This window comes from Thermoanaerobacter kivui, from assembly GCF_000763575.1.
In the GTDB taxonomy this organism is placed as follows: domain Bacteria; phylum Bacillota; class Thermoanaerobacteria; order Thermoanaerobacterales; family Thermoanaerobacteraceae; genus Thermoanaerobacter; species Thermoanaerobacter kivui.
Genome location: NZ_CP009170.1, coordinates 1,049,044 through 1,074,108, shown reverse-complemented (window position 1 = coordinate 1,074,108; position 25,065 = coordinate 1,049,044). Strand labels below are relative to the sequence as shown.

Below are 25,065 nucleotides of genomic sequence, written 5' to 3'. Positions count from 1 at the left end.
CATTGCAAAGATCAGAGGGATTAATCTTCTAGCAGTTAAGACGAGGGCACGTAAAGAGCCCCCTTATCATTTCACAGACTTTCGTAAAGTGAAAGATATCCTTTAGCAGAAGCATTCCAGCTGTGGTCTACTTCCATAGCCTGCCTTACTATCCTATTCCACCTTTCTTTGTCTTTATATATTGACACCGCATACTCTATCACGTGCAACATGTCGTGAGCGTTGTAGTTTGTAAATGAAAAACCATTTCCCTCACCAGTGTATTCATTATAGGGGATCACTGTATCTTTTAACCCACCTGTCTCTCTTACAATGGGAAGGCTCCCATATCTCTGAGCTACTTGCTGACTTATGCCGCAGGGTTCAAACAAAGAGGGCATTAAAAACATATCTGATGAAGCATATATCTTTTTAGCCAGTGAATCGCTAAAGTCAATTATTGCAGCCATTTGAGAAGGATATTTAAAAGCAAAATACTTAAGAGAATCTTCATAGTTTTTTTCTCCTGTGCCCAAAACAACGAATTGTACTCCTGTATGCAAAATGTCCTCCAGCACTGCAAGGACCAAATCAATACCTTTTTGATTTGTGAGCCTTGATACGAGACCTATTAAAGGTATATTCTCCCCCACTTCAAGTTTTAAATCCTTTTGAAGCCTTACCTTATTCTCTTTTTTCTTCTCAAAAGAATTTACATCGTAATTTACATATATGTCCTTATCTGTTTGAGGGTTATAAAAATCATAGTCAATGCCATTTACTATTCCTACAAGTTTATCTCCTATCCCTTCTAAAAGTCCGTGAAGCCCCTCGCCATAAAAAGGAGTTTTTATCTCTTCTGCATAGGTCTTACTCACAGTTGTCACTTTGTCTGAGTATATGATTCCACCTTTCATAAAAGAAATTCCATCGTAGTATTTAAGCCTGTTCTCATCATAGTACTCATCTCCCAGGGATAGTAGATCACCTAAAACTATTTTGTGAAATACCCCTTGAAACTTTAAATTGTGTATAGTAAAAACTATTTTTATGTTCTTGTGGACATCACTTTGACTGTAATGGGCTTTTAATAAAACTGGAACAATACCTGTATGCCAGTCATTGCAGTGAATTATATCTGGCTTAAAATCTTCTAAATGGTATATGGACTCCAAAATAGCTCTGCTAAAATAAGCAAACCTCTCTCCATCGTCATAGTATCCGTAATATTGGTGTCTTTTAAAATAATATTCATTATCTAAAAGATAATAAGGAATTCCCTCAAACTCTATATATTCAATTCCACAGTATTGATTTCTCCAACCCACAGGCACTATAAAATTTGCAAGGTGCCTCATCTCATTCTGATATTCCTGGGATATCTGACTGTATTTAGGAAGCATCACTCTTACGTCAACGCCCAACTTCCTTAAAGCTTTTGGCAGAGAATACGCTACATCCGAAAGGCCACCTACTCTAGCAAAAGGATACGCTTCTGAAGCAACAAATAGTATTTTCATTTTCTACTTTCTCCTGCCTTTCTAAGTAAATTTTCAACTATTTCTCCCTTTTCTATTACAATCGGAAACTTTTTATCTCCAATTAGCTTTTTGCCCTCCTCCACTATAACATTTTTATCTAAAATGGCATTCTTTAGAAATGCTCCTCTTTCTATGATGCAATTTGAAAAAATTATTGAATCCTCCACCACTGCCCCCTCTTTTATCTCAACTCCTCTTGAAATTATGCTGTTTTTCACTTTTCCCTTTATAAGGCAGCCGTTTGAAATGAGCGAATTTTCTACTTCACAACCTTCGTAGTACTTTGTAGGAGGAGAATCATTCGTTTTTGTGTAAACTTTACCTCCCTCAAAAAATAGCTCCTTCCTCACTCTCAAATCCAATATATCCATTGAAGTGATATAGTAATTTTTGATAGAATTTACACAGCTCAGATAGCCTTTGTACTCATACGCCCCTACCTTAAGTTTATTCACACTCTCATATATGCATTCCTTAAAAGAACCATGCTTGTTTTTTTCTATACCTTCGTAAATAAAATCCACCAAAAGGTCTTTCTTCATTATAAACGTCTCCATAGAGACATTCACACTTACATTGAGTCCCAAGACTTTCCCTACGCTTAAAACTTTATTATTTTCATCCAAATTGAACACATCGCAGTTTAAAAATCTTCCTTCCTCGTCTTTCACCTTTTTGTATACCACTGTTATATCATTTCCCATCTCTTCGTGGTATTTAGCGACTTTGTTGAAGTCTATTTTGTATATCATCCTAGAAGAAGCGAGTATCACATGGTCACCTGAGCTTCTGTGAAAAAATTCCATGTTATTTTTTAAAAGTTTAACATCGCTTATAGGAGGATTTTCTAAACAATAATTGAATATAAAAAGTCCTCCCATTTTTCTATCTAAGTCCCACGGCTTGCCTGTACCCAAATGGTCAATTAAAGACCGGGAATGAGTTTGCCCAAAAATACCTACAGTCTTTATGCCTGCATTTACAAAATCTGAAAGTATAAAATCTATCACTCTATACCTTCCAAAAATTATCACAGAAGCCAAGGGCCTATTCATAGTAAGGCTCTTTAAATTGCTTTCATCCTCGTTCAAATTTAATATGCCTATATAATTAGCAAGCATAAAACCCTCCCCTTTCTATCCAATTTATCCCATAATCCCCTCCACAACTTCCCCCTCTTTTATCACAGTTATCCTCTTTTCATTTCCTATAACACTTCCTCTTTTTATTACCACTTTAGGGCCAATTATGCTGTTTATGACCTTTGCCCCTTCTTCAATAACTGTATCAGACATGGTGATAGAATTTTTCACTTCCGCGTTTTCCCCCACCATCACGCCATAAGATAGGACAGAATTTAAAACAGTCCCAAATACCATACAACCTTCAACAATCAAGGAGTTTGAAACTTCTGCAGAAGGACCAATGTAGTGGGGAGGATATGCGAAGGAAAAGCTATATATTTTCCAATTCTTATCAAATAGATTAAGGTCTATGCCCTCTTTGCTAGAATAAGGATCTTCATTTATGAGGTCCATACTTGCTTCCCAATAACTACTTATTGTACCCACATCCTTCCAATATCCCTTAAAAAGATAAGCGTACATCCTATATCCTTTTTTAAGCATCTTAGGAATTATGTCTTTACCAAAATCATGTGAAGAGCTCTCGTCTTGAGCATCTTCAAGCAAAACTTCTTTTAACTTATCCCACTTAAAGATGTATATCCCCATTGAGGCCAATGTGCTTTTTGGTTTTTTAGGCTTTTCTTCAAATTCATATATCCTGTAATCTTCGTAGGTATTCATTATGCCAAAACGGGACGCCTCTTCTATTGGCACTTTTGTAACAGCAATCGTCACATCTGCATCTTTTTGCTTGTGAAACTTTAACATTTTTAAATAACGCATTTTATATATGTGGTCTCCAGAGAGAATCAATAAATTTTCAGGAGAATATCTTTCCACAAAGTTTATATTCTTCAGCACTGCATCAGCAGTTCCACTGTACCAGCTACCTCCTTTTTCTCCAGTATAAGGCGGGAGTATCGTCACACCTCCATTTACCCTGTCCAAATCCCAGGCACTACCTATCCCTATATGAGAGTGAAGTATGAGAGGTTGATACTGAGTCAAAACCCCTACCACTTCTATAGAAGAATTAGAGCAATTGCTTAAAGTAAAATCAATTATTCGGTATTTACCTCCAAACTCTACTGCAGGTTTTGCATTTGTCTTGGTCAATGACTCAAGCCTGCTACCCTGCCCACCCGCAAGAATTAATGCAATAATTTCCCTTTTCATCAAATCACCTCATTATACTCTGGCTTTAATATGACTACAGAAAGATGAGACAATTTTATTTGTATGCTGTAAGGCTTGCCATGCATTCCTACTTTTTCAGCTTCAATGGGACCTTCATTTACAAAGCCTCTTCCCCCGTATTTGACATCATCGCTGTTCAAAATCTCTTTGTACACTGAAAATTCAGGCACACCTATTCTGTAGATGGGATACGACACTCTGCTGAAGTTGCACACAACAACTAAAAAATCCTTTTTGTCTTTTGCATATCTTATGTAAGAAATAATGCTCTGTTCGCTGTTATGCACATCAATCCATAAAAACCCTTCCGTCGAGTGGTCCATTTCCCACAAACATTTATTAGAAAGATATATTTGATTTAAGTCCTTCATATATTGATGTAAGCTTTTATGCATTGTATAATCCAGCAAAAACCAGTCCAGCTCTTTTTTAAAGTCCCATTCTATAAACTGTCCGAATTCTCCTCCCATAAAAAGTAGCTTCTTTCCCGGGTGAGTCATCATGTATCCGTATAAAACCCTTAAATTTGCAAACTTTTCTTCACAGCTTCCCGGCATTTTGTCAAGTAAAGATTTTTTGCCGTGCACCACCTCATCGTGGGACAAAGGCAATATGAAATTTTCAGAGTATGTGTACATAATTGAAAAAGTGAGAAGATTGTGATGCCATTTCCTCTCTTCAGGGATGATTGACATATATCTTAACGTGTCATTCATCCATCCCATATCCCATTTATAATTAAATCCAAGACCACCTTCATAATCAGGATAAGTGACCAAAGGATATGCACTTGATTCTTCTGCAATCATCAAAGGATTGGGAAAATTGGTAAAGATTAGCCTGTTTAGTTCCTGTAAGAAGGAAACCACCTGATTTTGGACTTCCTGCCTTCCAGAACGGGTATTAAGATAGAGCATGTTAGAAATAGCATCACACCTGAAACCGTCAATGTGGTACTCTTTAAACCAGAAATAAGCATTAGAAAGGAGAAAACTTTTTACACCTGGTTTTGACACGTCAAAATTGGCTGTCCCCCAGTGATGGTTTTCTCTTATGAAAGGGTCTTCATACTCATAAAGAGGTGTCCCATCAAAATTGTACAATCCGTATTCGTCCTTGCAAAAATGCCCAGGCACCCAGTCCATAATTACCCCAATGTCATGTTGATGCAGTGTATCAACGAAATACATAAAATCTTCAGGAGTGCCAAAGCGGCTTGTTATAGAAAAATATCCTGTTATTTGATACCCCCAAGACATATCCAGAGGATGTTCCATTAAAGGCAGCAGTTCTACATAGGTATATCCCATCTCCTTCACGTAAGGCACAAGTAAGTCGGCAATTTCTCTGTAATTTAACAATTCTCCATTTTCTTTCCTTCTCCAAGATCCCAAATGAAGCTCATAGATATTTATAGGAGTTTCAAAAATATTTGTCTTTTTTCTTTTCTCCATCCATTCTTCATCATGCCATTGGTATTCAGGCAGATTTTTTACAATAGAAGCAGTATTAGGTCGCACTTCTGAAAAAATAGCATAAGGGTCTGCTTTCAGAATCTTTTTCCTGTCTTTTGTGTGAATTTCGTATTTATAAAGTTCCCCTTCCTTTAACCCTTCTATGAAAATCCACCACAATCCTGAATCTTTTACTTTGAGCATCATGTGATTTTTTGCATCCCAGCTGTTAAAATCACCAGCAACTCCTACCTTCTCTGCGTTAGGCGCCCAAACACAAAATACCGTCCCTTCCCTACCTCGATAGTTTATAAACCTGTTTCCTAAAAATGCGTAAGATTTGAAATGTTCTCCTTTTAAAAATTTTCTGACATCGGAAAGGTAAATTGTAGACTTCGTACACCTGCCCTTCACCATCAAAACACCCCTTTTTATCTATATTCCCTGGGAAGCCACAGCAGGACTGTCAAAGAAATGAAAAATAAAGACATGCAAAAGAGAATCATTGCGCAAAATATGACATTTTTCTATTTTCATTATAACATTTTAGCTAAATTATGTCAATTAAATCTGGCAACCAGTCCGTGTCAAAGATTTTGTAGGTAAAAATTTTTTGCAGCCGACCTCACCGCTAATAACCTATAAAACGTATTTTATCCATGGCTTGCTCGCAAATGGACCTTTCAGTATCGGTAATGAAACTCTTACCCATTCTTCTATGTCTTCTTCCGCGTATTTTCTTTTTTCCTCCTGCTTTGTCGGCTGCATTATCTTTTTTATTTTATCTCGGACCTCAACCTCCTTTGTTTTGATTTTTGATTTTTTTCGGTGAGGTCTTTTTTCTACATCATCTATACCTCGTTTTCCTGCTTCGTTATCTACTGAAATTTTACACTATCTTAACAATCTTCCCCAATTGCACATACAAGAACCTTAGTATATAATAGTAAAGTGAGAAAGGAGAGGTAATATGTGTAAAAATTATGAAGAATATCCGGTATACAATGGAGAAGATTTGGGATGCACTTTCACGACTTCTTCTTCAAAATTCCGTCTCTGGTCCCCCACTGCAGAGAAAGTGTATTTGTGCCTCTTAAAAGATAATAAAAAGCAGGAAATAGAGATGGAAAAAAGCGAAGGAGGCACATGGTTTATTGATGTAAAGGAAAACCTCAAAAATGCTCTCTACACTTATAAAATCTTGAGAAAAGGCCAGTTTGTGGAAACGGTAGACCCATATGCCAAAGCTTTAACAGCAAACGGAACACACGGTGTAGTAATTGATTTAAGAGAAACAGATCCTCCTGGATGGTCGGAAGATGTAAAACCTCCTTTTGATAATCCTACTGACGCCATAATATACGAACTTCATGTAAGGGATTTCTCTGTACACAAGGATTCTGGAATTAAAAATAAAGGTAAGTATCTTGCCTTTACAGAAAGAGACACCGATTACAATGGGATAAAGACGGGAATTGACCACCTTGTAGAATTGGGCGTAACTCATGTTCACCTTCTCCCCATACAGGACTTTGCCAGTGTAGATGAGTTAAAAGGGGGGTATAACTGGGGATACGACCCTTACCACTATTTTGTACCTGAAGGAAGTTATGCTCTAGACCTTAAAGACCCCCTTTCTAGAATAAAAGAAGTAAAAGAAATGATACTTTCTCTTCACAAAGCAGGAATCCGGGTAACAATGGATGTGGTTTACAACCACACCTATACCACTTTTGATTCTATTTTAGACAAAGTTGAGCCAGGATATTTCTACAGGCACAACCCTGATGGCAGTTATTCCAACGGTTCAGGGTGTGGAAATGAAACTGCTTCAGAAAGGCCTATGATGAAAAAGTTGATGATAGATTCTCTGAAGTACTGGGTAAAAGAATACCACGTAGACGGCTTTAGATTTGACTTGATGGGGCTTCACGATATAGATACAATGAAAGAAATAGAAAAAACTCTTCACTCTATAGAACCCTCTTTGCTCTTATACGGTGAGCCATGGGCAGCAGGTCCTTCAGCTTTGCCCATGGAAAAACAGTTTATGAAGGGTGCTCAAAAAAATACCCGAATAGGCGTATTTAACGACAATTTCAGAAATGCCATTAAGGGATTTCCTGATGATGAATCTAAAGGCTTTGCCACTGGCGAAAAAAACAAGGAAAAAGATATAATGAAAGGCGTAGTAGGATCTATTGAATATTCCAGCGAAATCAAAGATTTTACTCAAAGTCCTCAAGAGACTATAAACTATGTTTCATGCCACGACAATCTCACGCTGTGGGACAAAATTTCAAAAAGCAACCCAGATGCCACGGAAGAAGAGAGAATACTTATGGATAAGCTCTCCAACATGATAATCCTGACCAGTCAGGGAATTCCTTTTATACACGCTGGAGAAGAATTTCTAAGGACAAAGAAAGGAAACAACAACAGTTATAACGCAGGAGATGAAATAAACCAGCTGGAATGGCCAAGAAAATTGAAATACAAGGAAGTATTTGAATATTACAAAGGCTTAATAAGGCTAAAAAAAGAACATCCCGCCTTTAGGATGAGAACGGAAGAAGAAATAAAGTCAAAACTTTCTTTTATAAAAACTCCTAAAAACACAATATCCTTTTTAATCTCAGACAATGCAAACAACGACCCATGGAAAAAAATTGCTGTAATCTACAATCCCACAAAATCTGAAGTTGACATAAAACTTCCACCAGGAAACTGGAAAGTGGTTGTTGACAATAAAAAAGCAGGGGTTATCCCAATTGAAAAAGGCGATTGGGCGTTTTTAGACAATACTCTCACAGTTCCTCCAATATGCGGAATGGTACTTTTTAGCAAAATATAGGTATCCCCCTTAAAAAAGGGGGCTTTTTTCTTTTTTATTGAATACATACACTTTCTCTGAAGGGACATATTTCTTTACTTCTTCTGCTACAAAATTCTCATAATCTGAAGCATTCCTGTACGTAAAAACCTTATCTTTCACAACTGGTGTTAGTATATTATTGTAGATACTTTAACTCGAACAGGATAAAATAAAAATATAAAGAGAGGAAGTGTCTACAAATGCCAAGAGGACAAAGAAAATATAATGATGAATTCAAGAATACTATAGTAGAGTTGTATAACTATGGTAAAAGTCTAGCAGAGCTTTCAAGCGAATATGGCATCTCAAAATCCACAATATCAGGTTGGTTGAAAAAGCAAAACCAATAAATATAGACAACAAAAGCACAACAATTACAATAGCAGAATATCGGGCTATGTTAAAAAAGATGGCAAGACTTGAAGAGGAGAATGAAATATTAAAAAAAGCCATGGCCATATTCGCAAAGGAGTAAGCTCTATATTTGAGTTTATTGAGGAAAATAAAAAATATCATGATGTTAAATTAATGTGCAAAGTTTTAAAGGTTTCAAGGAGCTCCTATTATAAGTATCTTCATAAAACAGAAAGCAAGAGAAGTAGAGAAAACAGGATGTATGAGGAAGAAATAATGAAAATATATGAAGAAAGCAAAAAGCGTTATGGAGCTCCCAAAATTCACAAAATGCTTGTAAATAAAGGCTATAATATAAGTCTCAAAAGAGTTCAAAGACTTATGAATAAGTTAGGTATAAAATCTATAATTATCAAAAAATTTAGACCTTACAGTTCTAACAACAGAGTAGAAGAAAGAGAAAACGTTTTAAATAGGGATTTTTCTACCACTACGTAACCGCTTTTAAGTCGTCAATAAATTCTTTTAGAGAATATCTTTTATTTTTTTCTTTTTCCTCTTTTGTTTATTTTGTTTAGTTCCTTAAATTTTTTTTACCCTTTTCCCGTTTATCCAATCATGTGCATTAGGTTGGGTGGTTAAATCTCTGGCTTTAACTCTCCTTTTGCTACTTTATCCATGTGCCACCACCAGCCTGTTTCGCCATTAACAGGTATTGTCTTACTTTATATGAGATAATAAGATTATCATCCTCAAGCAAATCCAGTGTGGGTGAGGATGTTTATTTTCATTTTATAGTAAAGCTTCGCAATCTATTTAATGCAGCAGCTATTTCCTGAAGCCTGGGCAAAGCTAAATTACCAGGATGTTTACCATAAAAAGGCGATATTACGTCAAGTCCTTTGATATTTATGTCACGATATACTTTTTCTAATATTTCTTTTATACTACTTCTTTCATCCACATATCTGTCAGCCATATATCGTATTATTTCCCCAATAGCGTTTGTTTGACTTCTGTCTACTAATTGTTCTACATAATTCAATTCAATCTCTTGGTATCCAAATTTAATAGTATCTTCGCCCTTTGATTTTATCTTTTTGCCTTTTATTTCAAGCCCCTTTTTAAGAGGTATTCTTTGATTTATAACTACAGGCGCAACATTCCCTTCAACTTGTCTATTGGTTTTAAATTCTTTTGCAATTTTTTTTGCCTGTTGCGTAACATCATACGGCCTGTAGTTATGCATTTTAATTACACAATCAGCAACATCAAAATAATCTCCACTGCCTCCCATAACTAAAATTGTAGATATGCCATTATCTTTATACAACTGTTTCACTCTATCAATAAAAGGAGTTATAGGCTCTTCTTCTTTGGCAATTAGCTTTTGCATTCGTGTATCCCTTATCATAAAATTAGTAGCCGAAGTATCTTCATCCAAAAGCAACAAACTTGTGCCTATTTCTATTGCTTCCATGATATTTGCAGCCTGTGATGTGCTACCACTGGCATTTTCGGTAGAAAACCTTGTAGTATCTATTTTATTGGGCAGATTGTTTATAAAAGGGCTTATGTCTACTTTTTCTATCCTTCGGCCATCCTCCGCTCTTATTTTTACTGCATCAGCTACAGTTATAACAAACTCTCTGCCATCACCTGGTATATGGTTATATACTCCTTTTTGAACAGCCTGTAATAACGTAGACTTACCGTGATAGCCTCCACCAACAATAAGTGTAACGCCTTGTGGTATTCCCATGCCCGTTATTTTTCCACGGTTAGGAAGTTGAAGCTCTACTCTTAAACTGGCTGGAGATTCAAATGGCACCACATTGTCACCCTTGAGGGGTTTGTCGCTTATACCGCTTTCTCTAGGAAGTATTGATCCATCGGCAACAAAAGCCACAAGCCCTCTCTCTTTTAACTTGCTTCTAAGATAATCCTGATCTTCTGCTGTCTCCACCCATAACCATATATCCCTTACCTTTAGACTCTTTTTTAAAAGAGCTTCTTCTACAATTTGAGGTAAAAATTCAAAAAGTATTCTTTGGGCTCCACTACTATTTATGCGTCTGCCAAAAGCAGGAAGACCTATGCTTAATCTCGCCTCTACATAATCTTTACTAACTACCATTGCACTTCTTTTGATTATTTGTTGGCCACCTTTGTCTATGTAAATATCACCACTGTGTCCTGTACCTTTAACAGATGGCAATTTTTTAATAACCTCAAAAACAGCCCTTGTTAAAAAATCTTCTAAAGCAACCTGCCTTGAAGGTTTGTTATACATGGAAACTTCAAAGCCGGCTATACTTTGAGGCACTTTAAGCCTTATTCTGGAAGGAGGCGCAAAAGGATCTCCCTGGACGTGGTCAATACATAGTGTAAATTTTTCAAACACATATTCACCTTGAAGATCTTCGTAAGCTTTATATCCTTTCCCATCTATTTTGGCAAGTTTTTTCTTAAGGTCCTCTTTTGTCATATACAAACACCTCTACTCTTGATTATACCTAAAAGTACATTCCTTTTATATATTCATGCTGAAAATCCTTGTGAGTAGAAAGTTCTATATACTTTATTTTTTTCTGTAGTTGTGTGGCTCTTTCTAATTCTTTGTCAGAAAGCAATGCCATTATTGCCCCAATCCCAGCACTATTACCTATTTGAATAATTTTTCCTTCTAACTCTTTTGGCAAAAGCCCAATTGTGATTGCACTTGGTGGAAAAATATAATTTCCAAAGCCTCCTGCTAAAAATACTTTTTTTATATCATTCACATCTATACCCATTTCTTTTATCATAATATTAATACCTGCAATTATTGCCCCCTTTGCCAATTGTATTTGTCTTATATCTTTTTGAGTTACATAAATACCATTTTCTATTAAAAATGCTGGCTCATCTTTGTAAACTGTTATCTTTTGCGCGATGTCAATAGGTAAATTTTTAACTTCTTCTTTAGGTAAAAATCTTCCAGTACTGTCGATAATCCCGTATTTTAAAAATTCAGAAATGATATCTATAATGCCAGAACCGCATATCCCTTTAGCCTTTTTATCACCTATTGTAGTATAAAAAGGTCTTTTACCAAAATCTACATGGTCAATAGCCCCTTCTATGCCATTTACTCCAAAAGTTATTCCAGCACCTTCAAAAGCAGGCCCCGCCGCTGCCGACGAAGCCACAAGGTTATATTTATTTCCCAATACCATTTCTCCATTTGTTCCTATGTCTACAAGCAAGCACAATTCTTGATATTTATCTATTTTGCTTGCCAAAATAGATGCTACAATATCTGCTCCTACATAAGAAGATACCAGTGGCAATGTAATTACATAGCCCTCTTTGTTTATATTTACCCCTATTTCTTTTGCCTTTATTTCCATTTTTGACGTAAAAGTTGGCACATAAGGAGACACGGCTATGTGTTTACACGGTATATTTAAAAGAAAATGTATCATAGTAGGATTACCTACAGCCACAATCTCATATATATTATTCCTGCTGATAGAATTTTTTTGACTAAATCTCTCAATTATTTCATTTATTTTATCTATCAAAGCGGAGTGCATTTTATATAGCCCTAAAGGCTCAGTGATAGTATAGTTTATCCGTGATATTACATCTGCCCCAAAAACCCTTTGAGGATTTAAACAGGAATACACATCTATTTGTTTGCCCAGATTTAAATCATATAAGTAGGCAGCAATAGTTGTTGTACCTACGTCCAAAGCTATGCCAAAATTCTTATCATTTAAAGCTTTGTCTTCCACAGAAATCAATTCATTTTTTCTCACCGCACAACTTACTTTGTAGTCATGTTGTTCTAAAGTTTGAGGAAGCATCCCAACCAAACTCAAAGAAATTTTTATTTTGCCTCCAAGTAAATCACAAACCTTTTTTACATAATCCCTTTGGTCCTCTAAAGTATGAGGAGAAACCTCCACTACATATTTTTTAATTCGACTATTTAACGAAACATCTAAAGAGCTTTTTTCCGTTGTCAATATATTGGCTTTTTCTTCATAATAAAGCACAGTAACTTCTAAATCCCTGTCAATATTAACAAAACAAGCAAGGCGGACATTTTCTTCTCTTTCTTTTTGTGTCAGAAAATACGCTTCTTCAGAGGATATATTGCTTTTTTCTCCTAAAATAACTTTGCATTTACCGCAAATGCGATTGCCACCACAGGAATTAGAAAGGTAAATTCCATTTTTGACAAGAAGGCGAAAGAGATTTTCCCCTTCTTTTGCTGCAATCATTTTAGTCTCTCCATTAAAATGAACAGTCACATTATAGGCTTTGGTTGCAGAAGATTTTCTGTAAACGCAATTTTCCATTTCACAATCATCACAACTAGTTCCCATGACACAGCTTTTTAAGTCTTCTCCAATGCCACACACAAAGGACACCGTTTTTTCAGGAGTCATCATAAAACTTTCATTGATACTAACTCCAATTCTTGAAGCATTGACAACTTTGAAAATAACAGCTTGATTTTTTATATCCCATTTGCTTCCTGGATAAAAAATTTCTGTAATACCTTTCCCGTATTTTTGCGCATTTTCTTTTAAACCATTCCAAAAATTTATTGTCAAATTTTCAAGAACAACTCCTGCAATAGTATCTAAAATCAGTCCTTTTGTATAATCGCCACAAGAAAAATAATCGCTTATCCTTTTATCTACCCTCTCTCCTAAAGTAATAATTGCCAAAACTATATATTCTGCTTTTTGCAAACTTTTAACAATATATTTGCCAAGCAGATAATCTTTTTCATTAAGAATTATTCTATTTTCTTTTTGGTCTATTTTAAAATTATCATATATTTCCTGCTGTACTTTATAGTCTATCAAGCTTTCTGCTTCTACAAGTAACTCATCTATTTCCTTTATTAAATTTTCTGTTATATCAAAATTCATATTTCTTAATTTTTCAACAACCGAACTTTTTATTTTTTTCATTGCATCTTTGTTAAACATTTCAACACCTCATTGCATTACAATGTTTGTTGGTAAGTTTGCATTGATTTGTCTATTATTATAATCCATATTGTAAAAATCGCAAATAAAAAATTATCTTGTAAACCTATCCTTCAATAAAATGTATTTGACATTTCAGGGTTTTTCTCATACTATATAGTATAGTGTAATTAAAGCTAGATTAGCAGTTTGAAATTTCTCTAAAAAATTTTTTAAATCATAGCAAACTTATTATTGAAATTTGAAACAATGTATCTTATAATGAATTGAAATTATTTTTAGGGAAAGCTAAGCTCTGCAAAAGCCTATATCCTTGAATTACCTATATCAAGGTTTTAGGCTTTTATTCTGAGCCAAAACTTATGAAAGAAGGTGTTAAGTGAGTTGAAAAAGTTAGATCAAACTCAAACCCCTTTATTTGATGCCTTAATGGAATACGTAAATAACAACACCATTCCTTTTCACGTGCCAGGCCATAAAAAAGGTGTGGGAATGGCAAAAAAATTTTTAGACTTTGTGGGCAAAAATGTGTTGTCAATGGACGTAACAGTTTTTCAGCAAGTAGACAGCTTGCACAAACCTACTGGACCAATTAAATATGCCCAAGAATTGGCAGCACAAGCATTTGGTGCCGACGCTACTTTTTTCTCTATTCACGGAACATCTGGAGCAATACAGGCAATGATTTTAAGTGTAATGGGAGAAAATGAAAAAATTATTGTTCCGCGAAACATTCATAAATCCGTAACATCAGGAATAATACTAAGCGGTGCTATACCTGTTTATATGCAACCAGAAATTGATAAAAATATCGGTGTCGCATTAAATGTCACTCCAGAAACAGTAGAAAGAACATTAAGAGAGCATCCTGATGCAAAAGCTGTTTTAATAATAAATCCAACTTATTACGGAGTCTCTACGGATATGGCAAAAATTGCTGAAATTGTTCATGAGTATGGCGCTATATTAATGGTAGATGAAGCTCACGGACCACACCTAAAATTTAACGAAAAATTGCCTATTTCAGCAATGGAAGCAGGAGCTGATATCTGTGCACAGAGCACTCATAAGATTATTGGCTCAATGACGCAGAGCTCGATGCTTCACGTTAAAGGTGATAGAATTGATATCAATAGGGTAAAGCAAGTGATGAGCTTGCTTCAAACCACTAGCCCTTCATATATATTGCTAGCCTCTTTAGATGTTGCAAGAATGCAAATGGCTACAGAAGGAAGAGAATTATTAGATAAAACAATAGAATTAGCAGAGTACGCTCGAAGAGAGATAAACAATATAAAGGGACTCTACTGCTTTGGTGAAGAAATTGTCGGTCGAGACGGAGCTTACGACTTCGACCCCACAAAAGTTACAATAACAGCTAAAGGCCTTGGAATAAGCGGCCATCAGTTAGAGAAAATATTGGCAGAAAGATATTATATACAACCTGAACTTTCAGATATGTATAATGTTTTATGTGTATTCTCTATTGGTGATACAAAGGAAAAAGTCGATTATCTCTTAAGGGCTTTAAGAGAAATAAGTGATGAATTATATGATGAAAACATTGAAATAGCAAAGCCTATAGACATTCCCGAAATACCTGAACAAGTTGTTTCCCCCAGATACGCTTTTGGCTGTTCAACTGTATCGTTGCCTCTTAGAGAAAGTATAGGCCAGATAAGCGCGGAATTTTTGATGGCATACCCCCCAGGTATACCAGTACTCTGCCCAGGCGAAAGAATAACATTAGAAATAATTGAATATGTAAATAAAATGAAAGAAGCCAATTTAAGTATACAAGGCACCGAAGACCCGGAAGTAAATTATATAAAAATAGTAAATGACCGGCAAGTTTTAAATGTGATAGCATAATGTTTTACTAAAAAAGGAGTATCTCCAACAAAAGATACTCCTTTTTAATACCTATTTCAAATATTTTAACAATTTTTCAACTAAATGCTCTTTTGGCATAAAGCCAATCACCTTATCTACCATTTTGCCTTCTACAAAAACTCCCATCGTAGGAATGCTCATAATTCGATACTTAGAAGCAATTACAGGATTTTCATCTACATCCAGTTTTGCAACTTTTATCTTATCAGCATATTCTTCCGCAAACTCCTCTAACACTGGTGCCATCATTAAACAGGGTCTACACCATTTAGCCCAAAAATCTACTAAAACAGGTTTATCAGAATTGTACACTTCCTCTGTAAAAGTCTCATCTGTGACATTTACTGTTTTCATTTGTGTATATCCTGGTTACCCAAACTGTGCAAAACTGTGCAGTTTGGGCAGCTGGGGTATTTGTAGTCCGCCCTTCAGACTTTCCCTGCCCCAGCAGGCGGTTTTTGGGAAAGCCATAGCCCCTGCCCCAAGAAGCAGGGACTCGCGCCTTTATGGGTCTCCCCACTTGCCCTGAATTAACAGCTTTTTTAGGGCAGAGAAGTCTCTTGGCACCTTCTCAGGGGAGAGTGGAGTTACCACCGCTACCTTGAGAACTTGCCAGAAATCATGGGCACTAAAACTTGTTCCATCCAGAGGTTTTAGTACCCTTCCTGGCTCACTCTCAAGGCTTTGTAGAAATTCTATTGCTTTATTTATCTCTTTTAAGTGTTTTTTCTTCAACTGCTTGTTCCTGACTGTTTTCTTTACATGCTTTTTTAATTCTTCTAATTTATCTATAGTTAGTGCGTTAAGAAACTTTATATAATTGTCTGGTATCTTTTCTTCTCTGCCTAATCCTCTTCTTGCTATTACGTAAGCTGCTGCTATGTCTTTTGTTATCATGTACTGCGGCGCATATTTTAACATGCCTATTATTGAGGTGTAAGAAGGATTGACTTCTATTACTTCTATCCCTTCCTTTTTTGCTAAAATTTTTATCTTTTTTAAAAGGGATTTGTAGCTAAAGTTATGTCTTATTCTCCTTGACTTTTTGCCTGAAAAGTCTCCTTTTTCTCCTTTGTTTTTTATGTCTAATTTTTCAATTACTATTGCTTTTCTTTTTTCTTTTGCTATCTTTACTATCTCATGAGCATACTGCCATCTGAAATACTCTCTTTTATCTGAATTGCCGCTTGCAAGTTCCGGCATTGGTATACTGCCATAGCTTATTAGATTTCCTTTTTCATCTACTTCTGCCCATGATATGTTGTCCGGATATGCGTTCACATCTATTCCTATGATTCCTTTTTCTTTTGTTATTTTTATTTCTGGATATTCTTCTTCAATGGCAAAATAGGCGCATATGCTGCCATTTTTGAGTTTTAGTTCTACAGAGTATGGTATGTTTGATTGGGCAATTTCCTGCAGGAGTTCTTTTCTTTTTTTATTCTTTTTGTAGCCTGCTTCTATTTTGGCGTATACATATTTTCTTTCCCCTACATTTATCCTTAAGAAAGTGCCGTTTTTTCTTACTTCTATTCTTGTGTTGAGATTTCCTTTTTTGCTTTTATCCCCTCTTGAATAGAGATTTCCTTTTCTCTTCTCCTGCCACCTGATTTTTAATTTATTTTACTTTTTATTTCAACTGTTGATACCTCCTTATAGTAAAATTAAATTATTTGTATTTAAAAGCACATCGGCTACCGCCCCAATAGCAGAAGCATCTTCACCAAGTTGAGCTACTTTAATGTCAAAATCAAAAGGCACAATCCTTTTCACTTTCTCCTTTAATTCCTGGCGTATATCAATTTCATAGTTTAGGATGTCTCCTCCAATTATTATCGCTTCTGGGTTTAAAATACTTACAATATTGGCAATACCCATGCTTAAATTTTTAATAAATTGAGATACAGCTTGTACACAAGCAGGATTTTGTTTTTTATATTCTTTTACTACACCCTCCATAGTTTTTATATAAGGCAAACTTTTAGAAACTGATTCAACTAAAGCAGACAAAGAAGCTTTCCTTTCAAAATAACCATAGTCCTCATAAGAATACGAGTTTTCAAAGACGTCCTCTTCTGTAGCCATATAGCCTACTTCTCCTGCGGCATAAGCATTGCCTCTTAATAATTTGCCATTTACGTATATCCCGGAACCTATACCATTTCCTATATTTATCAGCACAAAATTCTCTATTTCGCGGCAACAACCAATCCATCTCTCTCCCAGTGCAGCATAATTTACACTGTTGTCTACATAAATGCTATAATTAAAAATTTCATTCAACCTTTTCTTTAAATCAAAATTACTCCATTTCAATCCCGGTGCATCAATAATTCCTTTTTGTATATCTGTGATTCCTGGAAGACCAATACCAATTCCTATTATATTTTTATCTTCCTCAGTAAGTTCTTTTATCCCTTTCACAATTCCATTAAAAGCCTGTTCTTTAATGCCAGTTTCCCATTTTATCTTTTTTAAAATTTTCCCCTCTAAATTAGTCAGAATTCCTATCGAATTTGTAGATTCAACGCTTATCCCTATAACAAATCTAGCATCGGGATTAAAAGAAAGCTGTATAGGCTTTCTCCCTACTGTACCTTTTTCTCCGTAGCCATTTTCTATTACCAAACCTTCTTCAATCAACTCATCTACAATGGCAGAAATAGTAGATTTGCTCATTTTTAAAATTTTAGAAACCTCTATTCTCGATATGGGTTGCATTTTTTTAATAACATCTAAAACATTGGCTTTATTGATATTTTTAATTAACCCTGAAGTGCCTTTAGTATAGTCTTTCAATATCTCGCCTCCATTAGTTCATTATCTGAACTAATTATCCAAAAAAATTAGTTCGATTGCCGAACATTTTCCTGTAATTATTATACCATAATAATTTGAAAAATGTAAATAATAAATTTTGAGACTACAAATATACAAGGAAGGTGCCTTATAATGAATAAAAAAATGAAATACATTGCAATAATTACTTTAATACTTTTTGTAGCTTTTGCTGGATTAGAATTAAAAACTTATAACTATGCAGGCAAAACTCCTGTTAAAAAACTTTATCCAACTCCTCAAATTTATCAAAGAGTATTAGTTTTTGCACCTCATCCTGATGATGAAACGCTTGCTGCTGCCGGTTTAATTCAGGACACCTTAAGATATGGAGGATGCGTTAAAGTCATAGTAATGACTAATGGAGATTCTTTCGAGCGTGCAGTTATAGAAAATTATGAAATTCCAATGCCTAAGCCACAGGAGTTTTTGCGCCTCGGCTATGACAGGCAAAAAGAAACTAAAAATGCCCTAAAATACTTAGGCGTTAAAGGTGAAAATATAATTTTTTTAGGATACCCTGATAAAGGTTTAGCTCCTCTTTGGTGGAAATATTGGAATGTACCTTATAAAAGCTTTGGTACTAAGACAACAATAAGCCCCTATGATAATTCATACATTCTGAAAGTAGAATACAATGGAAAAAACATAATAAAAGATTTAACAAAAATTATAAAAGAATATAACCCTACGCTTATTGTGTATCCTCATCCAAATGAGCTTCATCCCGACCATTGGGCAACAAATAGTTTTGTAAAATATACCTTATATCTTCTTAAAAAAGAAAATCTCCCTCAATTTCTTTACATAATTCATCGCACAGACTGGCCACTGCCTTTTGGAAAACATTCTCAATTAAATCTAAATCCTCCTCAAAATCTTTTGAAGACAGGAACAGAGTGGCATCTATATCCTCTTGCAAAAACCGATATTGACAAAAAGGGAGAAGCAATAATGATGTATAAAACTCAGATAAAAGTGATGAAAGACTTTTTATTGGCTTTTGACAGAAAAACAGAGCTGTATGGGTTTTATGAAGACGGCATATTGAAAAAATACAATAAAAACCGTAAATTTGATGATTATAAAGTGATAATAGACCCAGAATATGATAATTTTAGAGATTATGAAAATGGAAGTGTTGATATAACAGGAGTGTATGCATATATACAAAATAATAATTTGCACATAACTATAAAGTGTAGACAACCTGCAAAGCCACTTTATGAATACAACTTATATGGTATACTATTTAAAGGCCATAAAGAAGTTACAAGAATAAATGCAAAAGTTACAAATGGAAAATTAGTCTATAGAAAAGGAGATGTCAATATAAAAAATAGAATAATTCATATCACTATTCCTATAAATATAGACTTTGATGCAATATATTTATCTGCTACCACTACTTCTAATAAATATCTTATTGACAAAACAGCGTGGAGACTTTTGAAAAAAGAAAAATAATCAATATCCTATTAACTTGTAGCCATTTACTAAAATTTTATTTGCAGAACTCATTTTGTAAATTACATCAATTTTTTGAAATTGGTTTCACCAATAAAGCTACATTGCCTTCATTTCTAAAATAATGTGTGTAAAATTTTAGTCTAAAAATATAACTATGCAAAAACTCAGTAACCTTCAAAATTTCGACAGACATGTTACAATCAAATAAGTTGACATTTTATGATAAATTTTTTACAATATATTGAGTAAAGGGGAGTAGTTCGCATAGCTTATATGTGGTAAAGTCAACATATCGGGAAACCCTGGCTTTACCTTAAAGAACGAGACCTTTACATAATATGTTTTACATATTATGTAAAGGTCCTAATTTATTTATAGAGCAAATATAATAGTTGGGGAGGCAATAAAATGGAGGCACTTGTCACATCATTTGTCCTTATCTTTACTTCTGAGATGGGAGATAAGTCACAGCTCATGTCAATGGCTTTTGCTACTCTTTTTAAAGTAAGGACTGTTCTTATAAGTATATTTATCGCAGCCTTAATAAACAATGGCATTGCTGTGATATTTGGTTCGTATATCACCGAATACATTCCCATTTTTTATATAAAATTTTTAGCTGCTTTATTATTTTTGTTTTTTGGAATTTCAACTTTAATAGAGAAAGAAACAAAACAGGAAAAAATAAAAAATTCAAAATATGGTCCTGTTGCAACTATTATAAGTACATATGTACTATCAGAATTTGGAGACAAAACGCAATTGGCTGCTATAGCTTTGACTGCATCATATAACAGTCCTCTGTACATATTAATAGGTACTACTCTGGGGATATTTTTAGCAGATATATTAGGAATAATTGTAGGTATCTATTTCAATAAAAAATTTCCCTCTCAATACTTAAAATATCTATCTTCTTTCATATTCATCGCTTTTGGTCTTTCTACTTTGTATAAATTGTTTTTCTAAGTCAAAAACGGGTACTTAAATTGTACCCGTTTTTGACCCTCTCATCGGAAGTTTTACCTGCCGTAACAGAAAACCATATTACCTATTCTTGCCGCTATAGGAAGTGACCACAACCACGCATTAGTAGAACTTTGGTCAAAATAATACAAGGCTCCGTTTGTTGGGTCAACACCACTTAACGCATCTCTTGCTGCACTTATAGCGTCAACTGAAGCAGGTCTATTTATCCACCCATTTAGCACAGGAGTAAATTGGTAATTTCCGTATGCATCGACTTGATATATCACATCTTTTATAGTATTAGGGAAAATACCACTTTTAACTCTGTTTATTACTACAGCCGCAACTGCTACTTTAGCCTGGTATGGTTCTCCATCTGCTTCCGCGGTAACAAGTCGCGCAAGGAGGTCAAATTCCTCTTTTGTGTAGGGTATTACACCCCTTTCGATAGAACCTCTGCTGACATCCTGATATGCCCTATTAGAAGAAGTAGCACTGGGTATAATAAAGACTTGTCCAGGATATATTATGTCGCTTTTGTATCCGTTTGCAGATTTGAGCATATCAACAGTAATGCCGTATTTTAAAGCAATTAAGTACAAACTGTCACCTTTTTGGACAACATATGTGTTATCACTACCCGGCACTTGTAAAACTTGTCCTGGGTATATTACGGTACTTTGAAGGCCGTTTAAAGACATCAGCTTAGTATAGGTAGTTCCGTATTTTTGACTTATACCCCATAAGGTATCGCCGGGTTTAACTGTGTAAGTTGCGGCAAATACTGATTGGGAAATAAACAATCCGGCTATAACTGATGCGATGAGAGGTTTGACCTTGATGCGAATATTAAACATGTTGTTCCCCCTTTTGCCTCCGAGGTTAGTTGACGGGTTCGGGTTAGGGACACCCTACCACAAAAGTGGATTCACCCCAATTTAGTTCCCCCGTACCCCTTATCGGGGATTCGGCATATTTTTAACTAAATTATAGCCGGATATTTAACTTGTGTCCATATTAAACTGGTGGAAAGATAGGTAATGTTATGGTAAATTCACTACCTTTCCCTACTTCACTTTTTACAGTGACGCTTCCTTTATGTTCCTCAATAATCCACTTAGCAATAGCTAATCCCAATCCTGCCCCACCTGTCTCTTTGGCTCTCGCTTTGTCTACTCTGTAAAACCTATCAAAAATATGTGGAATGTCCTCTTTTGGTATTCCCACGCCATCATCTTTAATTTTTATATAGGCTTTTGAGTTATCCTTCCCCACATCAATTTCTATATTGCCATCTGAAGAAGTGTATTTTGCTGCATTGTCTAAAAATATCCTTATAAGCTCTTTAATGAGTTTTTTGTTAGCCATTATATTTATGTCATTTTGCCCTTTTACAACTATATTTTTGCTTTCATTTAACATTTTTATTTCCTCTGCAACCTCTTTTATTACATCCTTTAAATTAAACTCTTCCTTATTTAACTTTATCGATTTATTATCTCCTTTTGCCAACAAAAGAAGTCTTTCAATGAGATGCTCCATGTCTAATGTCTCTTTTTTAATCGCCTCTATAGCCTCTTGCAATACGGCTTTGTCCTCTTTTCCCCATCTATCCAACATGTCAATATACCCTTTTATTACAGAAATTGGGGTTCTAAGTTCGTGAGAAGCATCAGAGACAAACATGTTCTGCCTTTTAAAAGAATCTTCCAACCTATCCAGCATGTCATTAAAGGTTTTTGCCAATCTTGTAAGTTCATCGTCTTCTCCATATATTTTAAGTCTTTTATTTAACCCATGGGCATCTATCTCTCTTACTTCTTTTGTCATATAATCCACAGGTCTTAAAGCCCTCTTTGTAACGAAATATCCTGCAATAAAGGACACAAAAATTCCTGCCGCATCCGCAAAAAACATCAAAATAAAAAGTAGCTTCAAAAACAAATATTCATTTTCCATGTCCTTTATCACTTGAATATAGAACACTTTATCATCGCTTTTAAAAATGGTATTGAGGTAAGTCAAATCCTTATCATATTTGTCAATTTTAACAGGAATATCTATGTTTACATCATGAGGAATATTAATTCTTTCTAATCTTTTAGAAGAATAGATGACATTCCCTTTTTCATCAAATATTTTTGTATAAATATTTTCATTTGGTATGCTTGAAAAAATCAAATCTTTTTCAAATAAATTGACGTCCCCTTTTATTTCCCCCAGTTTACTTTTTATAGCCTCTGCCTGGCTTGTTACTTGGTCCATTGCTTGGTATATTAGATAATATTTTAAGCCGTAAAGCACAGAAGCATTAAGCACAACCAGTATTACTGAAAAAACTACAGAATAAAGAAGAGCTATCCTTAAAGTTATGCGGCGGGGCCACAGCTTAATCTTCATCTTTATCCTCCTTCAAAGTGTACCCCACTCCTCTTATGGTGTGGATTAACTTCCGGTCAAAAGGGTCGTCAATTTTGCTCCTCAAATACCTTATATATACATCCACTATGTTGGTATCTCCATAATAATCATAACCCCACACGCACTCAAGGATTTTTTCTCTTGTCAGCGCTATATTTGCGTTTTTAATCAAATATTCTAAAAGGTCAAATTCTTTTTTTGTAAGTTCAATTTTTATACCCGCTCTTCTTACTTCATGAGTTGTCAAATCCATAGTGATGTCGCTATATCTTAACACATCTTTTTTAAGATGCGGCTTTTTCTTTCTCAAAGCAGCCCTCACTCTTGCAAAAAGCTCTTCTATAGAAAAGGGTTTTGTCACATAGTCATCAGCTCCAATGTCAAGTCCTTCCACTTTGTCTTTTACTTCGTACTTGGCAGTAAGCATTATAACAGGTATGTCGGAATGTTCTCTTATTTTTTTTAAAACTTCAAATCCGTCAATTTCTGGAAGCATTATGTCCAAAAGCACAAGGTCATAATCTCCTTCTAATGCCTCCTTTAAGCCAGAAGGTCCATCGTAAGTCACAGTGACAGTATATCCTTCATGTTCAAACTCCAATTGTAAAAAACGGGCTATGTGCTTTTCATCCTCTATGATAAGTATCTTTTCTTTCATCATTCATCACCAATGATATTATAGCATATCAAAGGTTTTATAAAAATCCGGATACGAAATATTTACACATTCAGCATTTTTTATCTTAGTTTCTCCTTCTGCTATAAGTCCAGCAACCCATAAAGACATGGCAATCCTGTGGTCGTTGTAACTTTCCACTGTATTTCCTCTTAAAAAACCCGTCCCTTCTATAATCATCCCATCTTCTGTTTCAAAAATTTTTGCTCCCATTTTCTTTAATTCTGAAGTGATTGTATTTATTCTATTGCTTTCTTTTACTTTTAACTCCTCGGCATCTTTTATCACTGTTTTCCCTTCTGCGAAAACTGCTGCAACTGCTATTACTGGAATTTCATCAATAAGCCTTGGAATAAGACTTCCTCCAATTTCAATTCCCTTTAGCCTTGAAGTCTTAACTGTTATATCCGCTACTTTTTCATTGTTTATAGTTCTTTCATTTGTTAAGACAATGTCTCCTCCCATCTCTTTTATCACATCGATAATACCAGTCCTTGTAAGATTTACATTTACATTTTTTATAGTAACCTCCGAATTTGGAACGAGAGTTGCAGCAACAATAAAATATGCTGCTGACGATATATCCCCTGGTACAATAACTCTCTGCCCTTGTAATTTGTAGCCAGGGTAACAAGTTATTTTTGTGCCATTTACATCCACTTTAGCACCAAAAGAACTAAACATGAGTTCCGTGTGATTTCTTGAAGGGTAAGGCTCTTCAATAGTCGTTTTATCATCAGCGTAAAGGCTTGCCAACATTATGCTGGACTTAACCTGTGCACTGGCAATTGGCATTTTGTAATATATGCCTTTAAGTTTGTTTCCAAAAACCGTAAGAGGTGCAAAATTTCCTTCTCTTGCTTCTATTTTCGCTCCCATCATACTAAGAGGAGTTATCACTCTTCCCATAGGGCGTCTCTTTATAGAATCATCACCTGTAAGCGTTGTCTCAAACTTTTGACCAGCGAGAATACCCATCAAAAGCCTAATGGTAGTACCCGAATTTCCTACATCAAGGATTTTTTCGCTTTTATTTAAATAAAGCCCTTTTCCATGAACTTTAACATTTGTCCCTTTTAATTCAATGTCAACTCCCAAATTCTTCATACAATTAATAGTAGATATACAATCTTCTCCTAAAAGAAAATTTTCAATTTCTGTAATCCCTTCTGCAATTGACCCAATCATTACAGCTCTATGGGATATTGACTTGTCTCCAGGGACTGAGACAATACCTTTTAAAAATCTTTTCTTTTTAACTTCAATATCCATAACAACAC

General features: G+C 35.0%; 21 protein-coding genes, 1 pseudogene and 1 riboswitch. Of the genes and pseudogenes, 7 read left to right on the top strand and 15 right to left on the bottom strand.

Annotated elements, in window-relative coordinates:
- Nucleotides 1-71: 71 nt before the first annotated feature.
- The 5 genes from glgA to TKV_RS13820 form a co-directional block, all read right to left on the bottom strand.
- Nucleotides 72-1,499 carry a glycogen synthase GlgA gene (gene glgA / locus TKV_RS05325; RefSeq protein WP_049685056.1) on the bottom strand — a complete coding sequence of 476 codons (1,428 nt, stop codon included), beginning with the start codon at nucleotides 1,497-1,499 and terminating at the stop codon, nucleotides 72-74.
- Nucleotides 1,496-2,641 carry a glucose-1-phosphate adenylyltransferase subunit GlgD gene (glgD, locus tag TKV_RS05320; RefSeq protein WP_049685055.1) on the bottom strand — a complete coding sequence of 382 codons (1,146 nt, stop codon included), beginning with the start codon at nucleotides 2,639-2,641 and terminating at the stop codon, nucleotides 1,496-1,498. Before glgD ends, glgA begins: the two co-directional genes overlap by 4 nt.
- 24 nt (nucleotides 2,642-2,665) lie before the next feature.
- On the bottom strand, nucleotides 2,666-3,823 hold the full coding sequence (locus TKV_RS05315) for a glucose-1-phosphate adenylyltransferase (protein WP_084574195.1): 1,158 nt from the start codon (nucleotides 3,821-3,823) through the stop codon (nucleotides 2,666-2,668).
- A complete protein-coding gene (glgB, locus tag TKV_RS05310) occupies nucleotides 3,823-5,715 on the bottom strand; it encodes a 1,4-alpha-glucan branching protein GlgB (protein ID WP_049685053.1) in 1,893 nt (630 codons plus the stop codon). Before glgB ends, TKV_RS05315 begins: the two co-directional genes overlap by 1 nt.
- Before the next feature lie 222 nt (nucleotides 5,716-5,937).
- Nucleotides 5,938-6,066: a hypothetical protein gene (locus TKV_RS13820; protein ID WP_268870105.1), complete on the bottom strand. Its 129-nt coding sequence runs from the start codon at nucleotides 6,064-6,066 to the stop codon at nucleotides 5,938-5,940.
- A gap of 202 nt (nucleotides 6,067-6,268) precedes the next feature.
- Between TKV_RS13820 and pulA the strand changes: the two genes are divergently transcribed.
- Nucleotides 6,269-8,152, top strand: coding sequence for a type I pullulanase (gene pulA, locus TKV_RS05305; protein WP_049685052.1), 1,884 nt, complete (start codon nucleotides 6,269-6,271; stop codon nucleotides 8,150-8,152).
- 9 nt (nucleotides 8,153-8,161) lie between these two features.
- On the opposite strand, the gene TKV_RS13815 is transcribed toward pulA, so the two are convergent.
- Nucleotides 8,162-8,293, bottom strand: a complete 132-nt coding sequence (locus tag TKV_RS13815) for a hypothetical protein (RefSeq protein ID WP_268870104.1) — start codon at nucleotides 8,291-8,293, stop codon at nucleotides 8,162-8,164.
- An 80-nt stretch (nucleotides 8,294-8,373) separates the two neighbouring features.
- On the opposite strand from TKV_RS13815, the gene TKV_RS12805 reads away from it, so the two are divergent.
- The 3 genes from TKV_RS12805 (at nucleotide 8,374) to TKV_RS05295 (ending at nucleotide 9,025) form a co-directional block, all read left to right on the top strand.
- On the top strand, nucleotides 8,374-8,523 hold the full coding sequence (locus tag TKV_RS12805; RefSeq protein WP_148307252.1) for a transposase: 150 nt from the start codon (nucleotides 8,374-8,376) through the stop codon (nucleotides 8,521-8,523).
- Nucleotides 8,499-8,648, top strand: coding sequence for a hypothetical protein (locus TKV_RS13145; protein ID WP_173402329.1), 150 nt, complete (start codon nucleotides 8,499-8,501; stop codon nucleotides 8,646-8,648). The genes TKV_RS12805 and TKV_RS13145 overlap by 25 nt, the downstream gene beginning before the upstream one ends.
- Before the next feature lie 137 nt (nucleotides 8,649-8,785).
- A complete protein-coding gene (locus TKV_RS05295) occupies nucleotides 8,786-9,025 on the top strand; it encodes an IS3 family transposase (protein ID WP_158506598.1) in 240 nt (79 codons plus the stop codon).
- Between the two features lie 289 nt (nucleotides 9,026-9,314).
- Here TKV_RS05295 and TKV_RS05290 read toward each other — a convergent pair whose 3' ends face one another.
- Both TKV_RS05290 and TKV_RS05285 read right to left on the bottom strand, forming a co-directional pair.
- Complete coding sequence (locus TKV_RS05290) at nucleotides 9,315-11,015, bottom strand: ABC-ATPase domain-containing protein (RefSeq protein ID WP_049685051.1); 1,701 nt, start codon at nucleotides 11,013-11,015, stop codon at nucleotides 9,315-9,317.
- 28 nt (nucleotides 11,016-11,043) lie between these two features.
- Nucleotides 11,044-13,518: an ASKHA domain-containing protein gene (locus tag TKV_RS05285; RefSeq protein WP_049685050.1), complete on the bottom strand. Its 2,475-nt coding sequence runs from the start codon at nucleotides 13,516-13,518 to the stop codon at nucleotides 11,044-11,046.
- A gap of 384 nt (nucleotides 13,519-13,902) precedes the next feature.
- Between TKV_RS05285 and TKV_RS05280 the strand changes: the two genes are divergently transcribed.
- Nucleotides 13,903-15,390 (top strand): aminotransferase class I/II-fold pyridoxal phosphate-dependent enzyme, encoded by a 1,488-nt coding sequence (locus tag TKV_RS05280; RefSeq protein ID WP_049685049.1) that lies wholly within the window; start codon nucleotides 13,903-13,905, stop codon nucleotides 15,388-15,390.
- 51 nt (nucleotides 15,391-15,441) lie between these two features.
- Here the strand turns inward: TKV_RS05280 and trxA are convergent, their stop codons facing one another.
- The 3 genes and pseudogenes from trxA to TKV_RS05265 all read right to left on the bottom strand — a co-directional run bounded on the left by trxA (nucleotide 15,442) and on the right by TKV_RS05265 (nucleotide 18,210).
- Nucleotides 15,442-15,765, bottom strand: a complete 324-nt coding sequence (gene trxA / locus TKV_RS05275) for a thioredoxin (protein ID WP_049685048.1) — start codon at nucleotides 15,763-15,765, stop codon at nucleotides 15,442-15,444.
- Between the two features lie 150 nt (nucleotides 15,766-15,915).
- A pseudogene (locus TKV_RS05270) lies at nucleotides 15,916-17,031 on the bottom strand (IS200/IS605 family accessory protein TnpB-related protein); the annotation flags it as partial.
- A 33-nt stretch (nucleotides 17,032-17,064) separates the two neighbouring features.
- On the bottom strand, nucleotides 17,065-18,210 hold the full coding sequence (locus TKV_RS05265; RefSeq protein WP_049685047.1) for an ROK family transcriptional regulator: 1,146 nt from the start codon (nucleotides 18,208-18,210) through the stop codon (nucleotides 17,065-17,067).
- 153 nt (nucleotides 18,211-18,363) lie between these two features.
- On the opposite strand from TKV_RS05265, the gene TKV_RS05260 reads away from it, so the two are divergent.
- Together TKV_RS05260 and TKV_RS05255 are read left to right on the top strand one after the other, a co-directional pair.
- Entirely contained in the window at nucleotides 18,364-19,716 is a 1,353-nt protein-coding gene (locus TKV_RS05260; RefSeq protein WP_049685046.1) for a PIG-L deacetylase family protein, read from the top strand.
- 411 nt (nucleotides 19,717-20,127) lie between these two features.
- The gene (locus tag TKV_RS05255) at nucleotides 20,128-20,688 is read left to right on the top strand and encodes a TMEM165/GDT1 family protein (RefSeq protein WP_049685045.1); all 561 of its coding nucleotides are present in this window, start codon (nucleotides 20,128-20,130) and stop codon (nucleotides 20,686-20,688) included.
- A 53-nt stretch (nucleotides 20,689-20,741) separates the two neighbouring features.
- Here the strand turns inward: TKV_RS05255 and TKV_RS05250 are convergent, their stop codons facing one another.
- The 4 genes from TKV_RS05250 to aroA all read right to left on the bottom strand — a co-directional run bounded on the left by TKV_RS05250 (nucleotide 20,742) and on the right by aroA (nucleotide 25,057).
- Nucleotides 20,742-21,545, bottom strand: coding sequence for a cell wall hydrolase (locus tag TKV_RS05250; RefSeq protein ID WP_049685044.1), 804 nt, complete (start codon nucleotides 21,543-21,545; stop codon nucleotides 20,742-20,744).
- Nucleotides 21,545-21,671, bottom strand: a riboswitch (cyclic di-AMP (ydaO/yuaA leader). Its footprint overlaps the gene before it by 1 nt.
- Before the next feature lie 34 nt (nucleotides 21,672-21,705).
- On the bottom strand, nucleotides 21,706-23,088 hold the full coding sequence (locus TKV_RS05245; RefSeq protein ID WP_049685043.1) for a sensor histidine kinase: 1,383 nt from the start codon (nucleotides 23,086-23,088) through the stop codon (nucleotides 21,706-21,708).
- Complete coding sequence (locus TKV_RS05240) at nucleotides 23,078-23,767, bottom strand: response regulator transcription factor (RefSeq protein WP_049685042.1); 690 nt, start codon at nucleotides 23,765-23,767, stop codon at nucleotides 23,078-23,080. Before TKV_RS05240 ends, TKV_RS05245 begins: the two co-directional genes overlap by 11 nt.
- 18 nt (nucleotides 23,768-23,785) lie before the next feature.
- Nucleotides 23,786-25,057: a 3-phosphoshikimate 1-carboxyvinyltransferase gene (gene aroA, locus TKV_RS05235; RefSeq protein WP_049685041.1), complete on the bottom strand. Its 1,272-nt coding sequence runs from the start codon at nucleotides 25,055-25,057 to the stop codon at nucleotides 23,786-23,788.
- Nucleotides 25,058-25,065 lie beyond the last annotated feature (8 nt).